General features: G+C 73.0%; 9 protein-coding genes. 7 read left to right on the top strand and 2 right to left on the bottom strand.

Features of this window, described 5'->3' with window-relative positions:
* Positions 1-41: 41 nt before the first annotated feature.
* The 3 genes from ACBI99_RS17330 (at position 42) to ACBI99_RS17320 (ending at position 4,546) form a co-directional block, all read left to right on the top strand.
* Entirely contained in the window at positions 42-1,955 is a 1,914-nt protein-coding gene (locus tag ACBI99_RS17330; RefSeq protein ID WP_375072702.1) for an OPT family oligopeptide transporter, read from the top strand.
* Positions 1,952-3,271 carry an MFS transporter gene (locus ACBI99_RS17325; protein WP_357593629.1) on the top strand — a complete coding sequence of 440 codons (1,320 nt, stop codon included), beginning with the start codon at positions 1,952-1,954 and terminating at the stop codon, positions 3,269-3,271. Before ACBI99_RS17330 ends, ACBI99_RS17325 begins: the two co-directional genes overlap by 4 nt.
* Before the next feature lie 87 nt (positions 3,272-3,358).
* On the top strand, positions 3,359-4,546 hold the full coding sequence (locus ACBI99_RS17320; RefSeq protein ID WP_357593627.1) for an acetate kinase: 1,188 nt from the start codon (positions 3,359-3,361) through the stop codon (positions 4,544-4,546).
* An 18-nt stretch (positions 4,547-4,564) separates the two neighbouring features.
* On the opposite strand, the gene pta is transcribed toward ACBI99_RS17320, so the two are convergent.
* Positions 4,565-6,622, bottom strand: coding sequence for a phosphate acetyltransferase (gene pta, locus ACBI99_RS17315; protein WP_375072701.1), 2,058 nt, complete (start codon positions 6,620-6,622; stop codon positions 4,565-4,567).
* A 155-nt stretch (positions 6,623-6,777) separates the two neighbouring features.
* On the opposite strand from pta, the gene ACBI99_RS17310 reads away from it, so the two are divergent.
* From ACBI99_RS17310 to ACBI99_RS17295, 4 genes are all read left to right on the top strand, one after another.
* Entirely contained in the window at positions 6,778-7,083 is a 306-nt protein-coding gene (locus tag ACBI99_RS17310; protein ID WP_219511016.1) for a hypothetical protein, read from the top strand.
* Positions 7,084-7,245: 162 nt separating this feature from the next.
* Positions 7,246-7,848 carry a TetR/AcrR family transcriptional regulator gene (locus tag ACBI99_RS17305; protein ID WP_219511013.1) on the top strand — a complete coding sequence of 201 codons (603 nt, stop codon included), beginning with the start codon at positions 7,246-7,248 and terminating at the stop codon, positions 7,846-7,848.
* Positions 7,848-9,584 carry an ABC transporter ATP-binding protein gene (locus ACBI99_RS17300; RefSeq protein ID WP_219510989.1) on the top strand — a complete coding sequence of 579 codons (1,737 nt, stop codon included), beginning with the start codon at positions 7,848-7,850 and terminating at the stop codon, positions 9,582-9,584. The genes ACBI99_RS17305 and ACBI99_RS17300 overlap by 1 nt, the downstream gene beginning before the upstream one ends.
* Positions 9,581-11,533 carry an ABC transporter ATP-binding protein gene (locus ACBI99_RS17295; protein WP_219510988.1) on the top strand — a complete coding sequence of 651 codons (1,953 nt, stop codon included), beginning with the start codon at positions 9,581-9,583 and terminating at the stop codon, positions 11,531-11,533. The genes ACBI99_RS17300 and ACBI99_RS17295 overlap by 4 nt, the downstream gene beginning before the upstream one ends.
* A 21-nt stretch (positions 11,534-11,554) precedes the next feature.
* Here the strand turns inward: ACBI99_RS17295 and ACBI99_RS17290 are convergent, their stop codons facing one another.
* Positions 11,555-12,823 (bottom strand): cytochrome P450, encoded by a 1,269-nt coding sequence (locus ACBI99_RS17290; protein ID WP_375072700.1) that lies wholly within the window; start codon positions 12,821-12,823, stop codon positions 11,555-11,557.
* Between the last annotated feature and the right edge of the window lie 10 nt (positions 12,824-12,833).

Here is a 12,833-nt window from a genome sequence, read left to right as displayed (position 1 = left end):
TCGGCAGCACGGATCTGTTCAAGCACCACGAAAGGATGCGCGTGAAGGAGCTGGGCGAGCGTTCGGAGCTGTCCGTACGGTCCGTCGGGATCGGATTCGCTGTCGGCTTCGTCATGACGGCGGCCATCACCTACCTGGCGCTGTACTCGGGGCTGGCCATCTCGGCGGCCATCCCCGCGGCGCTGATCTGCACCGGGCTGATCCGCGTCCGGGCGAAACGGGCGACCGTGCTGGAGAACAACCTGGCGCAGACCATCGCCTCCTCCGGCGAGGCGCTGGCGGTGGGCGTCGCCTTCACCCTGCCCGCGCTGGTGCTCGCCGGGGTCAGGCAGGACCTGGACTACTGGGAGGTCAGCCTCGCGGCGGCGCTGGGCGGCCTGCTCGGGGTCCTGTTCATGATCCCGCTGCGCCGCTCGCTCACGGTGGAGTCGCCCGAGCTGACCTATCCGGAGAGCGTGGCCGCCGCCAAGATCGCCGAGGCCGGGGAGGACGGGCGGGGCACCCTGCTGCCGGCGGGGCTCGCGGTGCTGGCCGGCGCCGTGTTCAAGGTCCTGTCCAGCGTCGTCCAGGTGATCTCGGGCACGGTCGAGGGCGCCGTCGCGATCGGCGGCAGGGTGTTCTACGGCGGCATGGACATCTCGCTGGCGCTGGTCGGCGTCGGTCTCATCGTCAAGCTGCGCTTCACGGTGATGATCGTGGCCGGGGGCGTGCTGTCCTGGCTGGTCGCCATCCCGCTCCTGGCGGACGTGCCGGCCGCGGGCGGGTCGCTGGTGACGCTCGCCTGGGACACCTGGGCCTCCCACATCCGCTACCTGGGCATCGGCGCGATGATCGTCGGCGGCTGCTGGTCGATCGTCCAGGCCCGGACGTCGATCGCCCGGGGCGCCAGGACCGCGTTCGCCGGGCTGCGCCCCGGCCGGCGGGCCGCCACCGAGCGGACCGACACCGACCTGGGCATGCGCTGGGTCGTCGGCGGCGTCGCGCTGGCCGGGCTCGGCATCTTCGCCTTCGTGTGGTCCATGGTCGGCTCGGTCGCGCTGGCGGCGCTGTCGGCCGTGGTCGCCGTCGTCCTGGTGTTCTTCTTCTCGGCGGTGTCCGGCTACGTGGTCGGTTTCGTCGGCAACTCCAACAACCCGATCTCGGGGCTGGCGATCTGCGGGTTCCTGGCCGCGTCCCTGATCTTCACGCTGCTGCGGGCCGGCGCCGACTCGCGCGTGGTGCTGTGCGTGCTGCTCATCGCGGTGTTCGTCTGCACCGCCACGGCGACGGCGGGCGACACCGCGCAGCACGTCAAGACCGGCGCGATCCTCGGCGGCACGCCGCGCCGGGTGCAGCTCGCGCAGCTGTTCGGCGTCGGGGTGTTCGCCTTCGTCGTCGCCCCCATCGTGGTCCTGCTGCTGGCCGGGTACGGCATCGGCGGGGAGGGCAGCGACACGCTCAAGGCGCCCCAGGCGGTGATCTTCGCCAACCTCGCCGACGCGGTCTTCACCCGGGGCTCGGTCCCGATGGGGATGCTGTGGACCGGCGCGGGGATCGGCGTCGCGCTGATCGTCCTGGACCAGGTGCTGCGCCGCGTGACCGGCGGGGCCGTCATCTACGTGATGCCGATCGCGATCGGCATCTACCTGCCGCTCAGCCTGTCGCTGCCGCTGCTCGTCGGCGGGCTGCTGGCCCACGCGCTCGAACGGGCCGGCCGGCGGTCGGGCGAGCCCGGCGCCGAGGACGTCGCGCACGACCGGGCGGTGCTGGTCTGCTCGGGGCTCATCACCGGCGAGGCCCTGGTCGGGCTCTCCGCCGCGCTGCCCAGGTCGATGGGCTGGGATCTGCCGATCCGGGTGCTGGACAACCCCTTCGTCTCGCTCGCCGCGCTCGGCCTCGTGCTGGCCGCCCTGTTCTGGTACGCCAACGCCGCCAGGAACAGGAACGCGGCCCACTCCGATCGGAGCAGCCCATGACCACGAACGAGACCCGGGCGGCGAACGTCATCGACGACGCCCCCATGACGCCCTTCCACCGCAGGCTGGCCCTGTTCTGCTCCGGCGGGCCGTTACTCGACGGCCTCGCGCTCGGCGTCATCGGGCTCGCGCTGCCTCCGATGACCGCCGAATGGCGGCTCGACGAGCTGTGGCAGGGCGCGCTGGCCGCCTCCGCGCTGCTCGGCCTGTTCGCCGGCGGGTTCGTCTTCGGGTACGTCACCGACCTCGTGGGCCGCAAGCTCATGTACACGCTGGACATCGCGGCCATCGCGATCTTCTCCGGGGCGCAGTTCTTCGTCACCGGGCCCGAGCAGCTGCTCGTGCTGCGCCTGCTGCTCGGGGTCGCCATCGGCGCCGACTACCCCATCGCCACCTCGCTGCTGGCCGAGTTCGCCCCGCGCCGGTCGCGGGCCACGCTCATCGGCCTGCAGACGGTCATGTGGTCGGCGGGCAACGCGCTGGCGTACCTGCTCGGCCTGTGGGTGATGGGGTTCGGGCCGGACGCGTGGCGGTGGCTGCTCATGTCGCCGGCGCTGGTGGCGGCGGTGCTGTTCGTGCTGCGCATCGGGACGCCCGAGTCCCCGCGCTGGCTGATCACCAAGGGCCGCGGCGGCGAGGCGCTGGCCGTCACCCGCCGCGTCTACGGCGAGTCGGCCGATCTCGACGGCGTCGGCGAGCGGCGGGCGCCCACCCGGTTCCGCACCGTCTTCCAGGGCGTGTACCTGCGCCGCACCGTGTTCGTGGCGCTGTTCTGGACGTGCTCGGTGACGCCGCTGTACGCGATCTACGCCTTCGCGCCGCAGATCCTCCAGGCGCTGCGCATCAGCGACGACCGCGCCTCCAGCGTCGCCGTCGGGGGGCTGCTGCTGCTGGGCTGCGTGGTGGCGACCCTGGTCGCCGACCGGATGAGACGCAGGACGCTGCTCATCTGGCCGATGGCGGTGGCCTCGGGCTGCCTGGTGCTGCTCGGCGTGCTCGCGCAGGCGCCGCCGCCCGTCATCCTGCTGCTCGCCGGCGTCTACGCACTGGCCATCGGCGGCCCCACGATCCTGCAGTGGATCTACCCCAACGAGATCTTCCCGACCGAGATCCGGGCGACCGCCTTCGGGATCGGGGTGGCGGCCAGCCGCATCGGCGCCGTGCTGGGCACGTTCGTGGTGCCGTCGCTGCTCGACGGGGCGGGGATCTCGCTGACGATGGTGCTGCTGGGGGCGTTCTGCGGCGTGGGGGTGGTGGCGTCGGCGTTCCTGGCGCCCGAGACGTACGGGCGCCCGCTCAACGAGGCCGCCACCTGAGACGGCCACCTGAGACGGCCACCTGAGACGGCCACCTGAGACGGGCCGCCGGGGGCGGGCCGCCGTCGCGGAAATAGGCTCGTCCCCATGGCCGACCACATTCTCGTCCTCAACACGGGCTCCTCCTCGATCAAGTACGAGCTCGTCGACCCGCACACGCGCGAGCGCGCCGCCAAGGGGCTCGTCGAGCGCATCGGGGAGGAGCGGGGGCGGCTGACCCACCGTCGCGGGGACGCACCGCCGTACGTCGTGGAGCGGCGCTTCCGCGACCACGCCGAGGGGCTGGCGGCGATGATGGCGGCGTTCGCCGAGGCGGGCCCGGAGCCGGCGCCGGTCGCGGTCGGGCACCGGGTGGTGCACGGCGGCACCCGGTTCACCTCGGCCGTGCTCATCGACGAGGAGGTCATCACCGCCGTCGAGGAGCTCGCCCCGCTCGCGCCCCTGCACAACCCGATCAACCTGACCGGCATCCGGCTCGCCCGCGAGGTGTTCCCCGAGGTGCCGCAGGTGGCGGTGTTCGACACCGCCTTCCACGGCACGCTGCCGCCCGAGGCGTACACCTACGCGGTGCCGGGCGAGTGGCGCGAGCGGTTCGGCGTGCGCCGGTTCGGCTTCCACGGCACGTCCTGCGCCTACGTGTCGCGGCGCGCGGCCGCCGTGCTGGGCCGCGACCTCGCCGAGCTCGACCTGATCGTGCTGCACCTGGGCAACGGCGCCAGCGCCACCGCGATCTCCGGCGGCGTCAGCGTCGACACGTCCATGGGGATGACGCCGCTGGAGGGGCTCGTCATGGGCACCCGCTCCGGCGACGTCGACCCGGCCCTGGCCGGCTACCTGTCGCGGGCGGCCGGGCTGGACGCCGAGCGGGTCGAGCGCGCGCTCACCCACGAGGGCGGCCTGCTGGCGCTGGCCGGGTCCGGCGACATGCGCGAGGTGCGCGCCCGCGACGACGACGCGGCCCGGCTGGCGCTGGACGTCTACACCCGGCGCATCCGCACGTACGTCGGCGCCTACTACGCGCTGCTCGGCCGCGTGGACGCGATCGTGTTCACCGGCGGGATCGGCGAGCACGACGCCGCCACCCGCGCCGAATCGCTGGCGGGGCTCGACCGGCTCGGCGTGACCGTGGACGCCGCGCTCAACGAGGCGGCGCGGGAGGGCGAGCGCGCGGTGTCGCCGCCGGGCGCCGAGGTGGCCGTCCTGGTCGTCCCCACCGACGAGGAGTGGGAGATCGCCTCCCAGACCCTCGCGCTGGTGCGGCCGTCCGGCGCGTGAGCTCGTGCGGCTCGCCGCTCACCTGGGCGGCTCGTGCGGCTCGGGGGGCTCGTCGCTCACCTGGGCGGCGGTGACGGCGACGGTGGTCACGATGTCGGCCACCGTCGCGCCGCGCGACAGGTCGTTGACCGGCTTGCGCAGCCCCTGGAGGACCGGCCCGACCGCGACGGCGCCCGCGCTGCGCTGGACGGCCTTGTAGAGGTTGTTGCCGGTGTTCAGGTCGGGCACGACGAAGACCGTGGCCCGGCCGGCCACCCGGCTGTCGGGCATCTTGGCCCGCGCCACCGCGGGGTCCACCGCGGCGTCGTACTGGATCGGCCCCTCCACCGGGAGGTCGGGGCGGCGCTCGCGGACCAGCTCGGTGGCGGCGCGCACCTTGTCGACGTCGGCGCCCGCGCCCGAGGCGCCCGTCGAGTACGACAGCATGGCGATCCTGGGGTCGACGCCGAACGACGCGGCGGTGCGCGCCGAGGCGATCGCGATGTCGGCGAGCTGTTCGGCGCTCGGGTCGGGGTTGACCGCGCAGTCGCCGTACACGAGCACCCGGTCGGCCAGGCACATGAAGAACACGCTGGAGACCAGGCCCAGGCGCAGGATCTCGAAGGCGGGCCTGATGGTGTGGGCGGTGGTGTGGGCCGCGCCGGACACCATGCCGTCGGCCATGCCCGTGTGGACCATCAGCGTGCCGAAGTAGGACACGTCGGTGACGGCGTCGCGGGCCAGCTCGACGGTCATGCCCCGGTGCGCCCGGGCGTCGGCGTACGCGCGGGCGAAGCGTTCGCGCAGGTCCGGGTCGAACGGGCTGAGCACCCTGGCGCCGGTCAGGTCGAGGCCGAGCTGACCGGCCTGGACCTTGATCCGCTCCGCGTCGCCGAGCAGGGTGAGCTCGGCGACGCCGCGGCGCAGCAGGATGTCGGCCGCGCGCAGGATGCGGGGCTCCTCCCCTTCGGGCAGCACGATGTGCCTGCGCCGGGCGCGGGCCCGGTCCAGCAGCTCGTACTCGAACATCAGGGGCGTGACGACGTCGGTCTTGGCGATGGCGAGCCGGTCGAGCAGCAGCGGGCCGTCCACGTGCTCGGCGAACAGCCGCAGCGCCGTGTCGATCTTGCCGATGGCCTCGGGGGTGAAGCGGCCCTCCACGGCCGACAGCCTGGTGGCGGTCTCGAAGGTGTCGTGGTCGGCGGCGATCACGGGCAGCGGGATCGTCATGCCGCGCAGCAGCCGGTCGACCGGCCCCGGCAGGTCCGTGCCGCCGGTGAGCACCACGGCCGACAGGGACGGGAAGCCGGGCGAGGTGTGCGCGGCGATCAGACCGGGCAGCAGGGCGGCGGCCCGGTCGGAGGGGATGATGACGGCGGCGCCCTCGGTGTAGCGGTCGAGGATGCCGGGCAGCGACATGGCCCCGACCATGAGGCTGCTCGCCTCGCGGCCGAGCCCTTCCCGCTCGCCGAGGAAGAGCTTCCCGTCGCACGCGTCGAGCAGGTCGGCGACCGTCGGCGCGCGCAGCGAGGGGGTCTCCGGCAGCACGAACACCGGCGTCCGGTGCCCGACGGCGGGCGTGCCCGGCGCGGCCCGGGTCACCACGACGGCGAGCTCGTGGGCGTGGTGCTGCGCCAGCTCCCGGGTCGACAGCTCGACCGCCGCGGCGATCTGCGCGGCGGTGCGGCCCCGCCCGCTGACCACGTTGATCACGGGCGTGCCCAGGTCGGCGGCCAGCCTGGCGTTGAAGCCGAACTCCGTCGGCGCCCCCACGTCGGTGTAGTCGGTGCCGATCACCACCACCGCGTCGCAGCGCCCGGCGAGGGCGCGGTAGCGGGCCACGATCTCGCCGGCCGCGCGCTCGACGTCGTCGTGCACGTCGTCGTACGTGACGCCCGCGCAGGCCCCGTACGGCAGGGCGAGCTGGAAGCGGCTCCTGACGGTGTTGACCAGCGCGTCCTCGCGGCCCGCCCGGACCACGGGGCGGAAGACGCCCACGGCGCCGACCTGCCGGGACAGCAGCTCGACCAGCCCCAGGGCCACGGTCGCCTTGTTGCTCCCGGCCTCGCCCGCCGCGACGTACACAGCACGTGTCATGTCCCCCATTGTCGTCGGCTCCGGAGAGGGGGCAGGAGAGGGGTCGGAAAGGGGTGGCGCGGGGGTTGACGGGCCCTGGTCGGCGCGTATCTTTCGATTAGGAAAGTTTCCTAAGCAATTCACTCGGGGCGACCGTCACCAGCACAAGGAGAGGTATGACCAGAACCCTGCGTGTCCTGGCCGCGACCGTGCTCGCGGCAGGAGCCGTCACCGTCGGGTCGGGCCTGCTGAGCCCGGCGTCGGCGGCCGGCGACTGTGAATACGGCTGGGGCGGGAACTCGTTCTCCGCCCGGTGCGCGACGAGCGGCCCCGCCTACGAGTTCCGCGCCTACGTCCAGTGCGTCAACGGCCGCCGGGACGGCGCCTGGGTGACGACCAACACCGGGCAGTGGAGCTCGGCGAGCTGCGGCCCCTGGTGGATCGACCGCGTCTCCTACGGCCTGGACGTGCGCCCGCTCTGACGGCCCCGACCCGTACGGCCGTCCGGCCCCGCCACGAGGCCGGGCGGCCGCCCTCTCCCCGCACGGACCCCCCGAAGACCGGACGCCCCGAAAACCCGTTGGACGAGTGAGCGCTCGCTCATTAGGGTGTCCGGCATGTCCAAAAGGCGCAGAGTGCCGGCCATGGCGCCGGAAGACCGCCGGGCGGCGCTCATCGCCGCCACCGTCCCCCTGCTGCGCGAGCACGGCACCGCGGTGAGCACCCGCCAGATCGCCGAGGCCGCCGGAGTGGCCGAAGGCACGATCTTCGGCGTCTTCCCCGACAAGGCGTCCCTGCTGCGCGCGGCGCTCATGAACGCGTTCGACCCGCAGCCCGGGATCGACGCGCTGGCGGCCGTCGGCGCGACCACGGCCGGGCTGCGCGAGCGGCTGCGCGAGGCCGTCGCGATCCTGAGAGCCGGGATGCGGGCCAACGCCAACCTCCTCACCGCGCCCCGCGAGCTGATGAACGGCGACGCGTGCTTCCGCGACCGGATGGTGGAAGGCCGGGACCGGCTGGCCGCCGCGCTCGCCGCCCTCGTCGAACCCGACCGCCACCTGCTGCGCCGGTCCCCCGAGACCACCGCCCACCTGCTGTTCACGCTGGTCGCGGTCAGCGCGCACGCCGACCTCGGGCACGGCGGCGCGGAGATCGGCGACGTGGACGACGACGAGATCGTCTCCATGCTGCTCGACGGTCTCCTCGTGCGCCACTCCCCCGCCCCTTCCACAGGAAGCGCTCCCTGATGCTGCTCCGTCTCCTGCGGGCCCGGCTCAGGCCGTACGGGAAAGAGATCACGCTCGTCGTGCTCTTCCAGTTCGTCCAGACGCTGGCCACGCTCTACCTGCCCACGCTGAACGCCGACATCATCGACGACGGCGTCGTCAAGGGCGACACCGACTACATCGTCCGCGTCGGGCTGGTGATGCTCGGGGTGACGCTCGTGCAGATCGTCTGCTCGGTCGTGGCCGTCTACTACGGCGCCCGCACCTCGATGGCGCTGGGCCGCGACCTGCGGGCCGCGATCTTCCATCGGGTGCAGGACTTCTCCGCCCAGGAGGTCAACGGGTTCGGGGCGCCGTCGCTGATCACCCGGACCACCAACGACGTGCAGCAGGTCCAGTTGCTCGTGCTGATGACGTGCACGATGGTGGTGACGGCGCCGATCATGTGCGTCGGCGGCATCGTGCTGGCGCTGCGCCAGGACGTGACGCTGTCGTCGCTGCTGCTCGTCGCGCTGCCCCTGATGATCGTCATCGTGAGCCTGGTCGTGATGCGGATGCGCCCGCTGTTCCGCGCCATGCAGGAGCGCATCGACCGGATCAACCAGGTGCTGCGCGAGCAGATCACCGGCATCCGGGTCATCAGGGCCTTCGTCCGCGACCGGCACGAGCGCGAGCGGTTCGGCGCGGCCAACGACGAGCTCACCGACGTGTCGCTGCGGGTCGGGCGGCTGATGGCGCTGATGTTCCCCTCGGTGATGCTGGTGGTGAACCTGTCGAGCGTCGCCGTGGTCTGGTTCGGCGCCGACCGCATCGCCGGCGGCGCCATGCAGGTGGGCGCGCTGACCGCGGTCATCTCCTACCTGATGCAGATCCTCATGTCCGTGATGATGGCGATGTTCATGTTCATGATGATCCCCCGGGCCGAGGTGTGCGCCGAGCGCATCGAGGAGGTGCTCGGCACCGAGCCGACCGTCCGCCCGCCGGCCAACCCGGTCGTCCCCCAACGCCGCACCGGCGAGCTGGAGCTGCGCGAGGCGGGCTTCCGCTACCCGGGCGCCGAGGAGCCGGTGCTGTCCGGCGTGAGCTTCGCGGCGCGGCCCGGCCGCACCACCGCGATCATCGGCAGCACGGGCAGCGGCAAGACGACGCTGCTCAACCTCGTCCCCCGGCTGTTCGACGCGACCTCGGGGCAGGTGCTCGTCGACGGCGTCGACGTGCGCGACCTCGACCCGGCGGCGCTCGCCGAGCGGGTCGGCCTGGTCCCGCAGGCGCCCTACCTCTTCTCCGGCACCGTCGCCTCCAACCTCCGCTACGGCAGGCCGGACGCGACCGACGAGGAGCTGTGGCGGGCGCTGGAGGTGGCGCAGGCGCGCGAGTTCGTCGAGGCGATGCCCGGCGGGCTGGACGAGCCGATCGCGCAGGGCGGCACGAACGTCTCCGGCGGGCAGCGCCAGCGCCTGGCCATCGCGCGGGCGCTCGTGCACCGGCCCGGCGTCTACCTGTTCGACGACTCGTTCTCGGCCCTCGACTACGCCACCGACGCCCGGCTGCGCACGGCGCTCGCCGAGGAGATCGCCGACGCCACGATCGTCATCGTGGCCCAGCGGGTCAACACCATCCGCGACGCCGACCGCATCGTGGTGCTCGACGACGGCCGCGTGGCCGGGATCGGCACCCACGGCGAGCTCATGGACACCTGCCCGACCTACCGCGAGATCGTCCTGTCCCAGCTCACCGAACAGGAGGCCGCGGCATGACCACGCAGACGCCCGCGCGCCGGCCGCAGCCCGGCTTCGGGCCCGGCCGGATGATGTCCGGCCCCGCCGAGAAGCCCGGCGACTTCAAGGGCACCCTGCGCCACCTGATGCGGCTGCTGCGCCCCGAACGCCCGATGCTGGTCGTGGTGCTGGCCCTCGGCGCCGCCGGGGTCGCGCTGACCGTGATCGGGCCCAAGATCCTCGGCCACGCCACCGACCTGATCTTCGCCGGGATCGTGGGGTCCCAGCTGCCCGCCGGGCTCACCAAGGAGCAGGCCGTGGCCGGGCTGCGCGCCCAGGGGCAGGGCACGTACGCCGACATGGTCGCCTCGATGAGCGTCGTGCCGGGGCAGGGCATCGACTTCGCCGCGCTGGCCGGGGTGCTCGCCTGGGTCCTGGCCATCTACCTGGTGGCGGCGCTGCTCGGCATCGCGCAGTTCCGGCTCACCACGAACGTCGTGCAGCGCTCGGCGTACCGGCTGCGCGAGCGGATCGAGGCCAAGCTGGGGCGGCTGCCGCTGAGCTACTTCGACGGCCAGCCGCGCGGCGAGATCCTCAGCCGCGCCACCAACGACACCGACAACATCGCCCAGTCGCTGCAGCAGACGCTGAGCCAGCTCATCTCGTCGCTGCTGACGGTGGTGGGCGTGCTGGCGATGATGTTCTGGATCTCGCCGCTCCTGGCGCTCATCGCGCTGGTCACCGTGCCGGTGTCGATCTACGTCACCGCCGTCGTGGGCAAGCGCTCGCAGCCGCAGTTCGTCAAGCAGTGGTCGTCGACCGGCCGGCTCAACGGCCACATCGAGGAGATGTACGGCGGGCACACGCTGGTCAGGGTGTTCGGCAGGCAGCGCGAGGCGGCCGAGACGTTCACCGAGCACAACGAGGCGCTGTTCGCCTCCAGCTTCCGCGCCCAGTTCATCTCCGGGCTCATCCAGCCGGCGATGATGTTCATCGGCAACCTCAACTACGTGCTGGTGGCCGTCGTCGGCGGGCTCAAGGTGGCGTCGGGCTCGATCTCGCTCGGCGACGTACAGGCGTTCGTGCAGTACTCGCGGCAGTTCAGCCAGCCGCTGACCCAGGTCGCGGGCATGGCGGGCATCGTCCAGTCGGGCGCCGCCTCGGCCGAGCGGGTCTTCGAGCTGCTGGAGGCCCCCGAGCAGTCGCCCGAACCGGCGGTCCCGGCCCGGCCGGCGCGGATCAGGGGGCGCGTGGCGTTCGAGAACGTGTCCTTCCGGTACGCGCCGGACCGGCCGCTGATCGAGAACCTGTCGCTCACCGTGGAGCCCGGCCAGACCGTGGCCATCGTCGGCCCGACCGGGGCGGGCAAGACGACGCTGGTCAACCTCCTCATGCGCTTCTACGACGTGACCGGCGGCCGGATCACGCTCGACGGCGTCGACATCGCGGCGATGTCGCGGGAGGAGCTGCGCGGCGCGATGGGCATGGTGCTCCAGGACGCCTGGCTGTTCGGCGGCACGATCGCGGAGAACATCGCCTACGGCGCCGAGGGCGCCACCCGCGAGCGCGTCGAGGCCGCCGCCGAGGCCGCGCACGTGGACCGGATCGCGCACACGCTGCCCGACGGGTACGACACGGTCCTCGACGAGGAGGGCGCGACGGTCAGCGCGGGCGAGAAACAGCTGATCACCATCGCGCGGGCGTTCCTGTCGGAGCCGGCGATCCTCATCCTGGACGAGGCGACCAGCTCCGTCGACACCCGGACGGAGGTGCTCATCCAGCGGGCCATGGGCTCCCTGCGCGAAGGGCGGACGAGTTTCGTGATCGCGCACCGGCTGTCGACGATCCGCGACGCCAGCCTGATTCTCGTCATGGAGAACGGGCGGATCGTGGAGCAGGGCACCCACGAGTCGCTGCTGGCCGCCGGCGGGGCCTATGCCGCGCTCTACTCGGCGCAGTTCGCCGAGCCGGTGACCGAGGTGGAGTGAGGTTCCGGCGCAGGCCGGGGCTCAGCGCGGGTGAAGGACGAGCCGGCACTGGCGGCCCGGGACGTTGGAGACGGCCCGCCACCTGACCGGCTCGTCCCGCGGATCGGCGGGCGAGATCGTCACGTGCCTGGCGAACACGTGCAGGAACGTCCTGATGTGCAGCAGTGCCAGGCGGTCGCCGACGCAGGTGTGGGCGCCGCCGCCGAACGGCATCCAGCCGTAGCCGCCCGGCCGGCCGTCGAACCAGCGTCCGGGACGGAACTCCTCCGGGTCCGGGTAGAGGCCGGGGCCGTGGTGCAGGCTCTTGAGGTGCACGGCGATCAGCGTGCCGGGCGGCAGGACGCGCCCGCCCAGTCGGTAGGCGCGCACGGTGCGGCGGCCGATGAAGGCGACCGGCGGCCGCACGCGCAGCGTCTCGTAGGTGACGGCGTCGGCGTACGCGCCCTCGCCCGCGTCTGCCTCCGCCGTCAGGCGGCGCAGCGCCTCGGGATGCCGGGCGAGCCGTTCGAACGCCCAGGCGATGCCGGTGGCGGTGGAGGTGCGCGCGGCGCTGATGACGCTCATCAGCTCGTCGCGCAGCGCCTGCTGGGTGAGCCGGGCGCCGCGCTCGTCGCGGGCCCGCATCAGCAGGCCGAGCACGTCGTCGTGGTCCTCGCCGCGCCGCAGCCGGCGATCGACCTCGGCGTGGATGAGCCGGTCGCACTCGCGGCCCAGCCGCCGGTACGACTGCCACAGCGCGAGGCCGCCCACGTCACGCAGCGCGTACCGCACGTTCATCTCGTAGGAGTCGGCCAGGTTGAGCAGGCGGCGCAGCGGGGTGCCCCACCGGCGCAGCAGGAGCGGGTCGTTCCCGACCGTGGTGTGCAGGATGGCGTGGAGCATGGCCGTACGCAGGCGCGGCAGCAGCCGGAACGGCGTGCCCGCCGGGCACGTCTCGACGGTGCGCAGCGCGATGCGGGCGGCGACGTCGCGCAGGTCGTGCAGGATCCGGCCCTTCAGCGCGGGCAGCATGATCGCGCGGATGCTGCGGTGCTCGTCGCCGTCGAGCACGGCCAGGCCGAGGCGGCCGACCACCGGCTCCTGCAGCCGGTTGGCCGACACGGCGTCGACGTCCTCGCCCGGGGCGCGCATCACCTGCCGGACCAGGACCGGGTCGCGGATCACCACCAGCCGCCCGATGCCCGGCGCCCAGCTGGTGATCATGTCGCCGGCCCGGTCGAAGGCCCGGGTCACGGCGGGGTCACCCAGGGCGAGCCAGGCCGGAATCAGCATCGGCGCGTATCGGGTCATGACTCTCCTC

The organism is Nonomuraea sp. ATR24 (assembly GCF_041950485.1).
Classification (GTDB): Bacteria; Actinomycetota; Actinomycetes; order Streptosporangiales; family Streptosporangiaceae; genus Nonomuraea; species Nonomuraea ceibae.
Note: the sequence above shows the minus strand (reverse complement) of the source record. Positions and strands in the feature narration are given on the sequence as shown.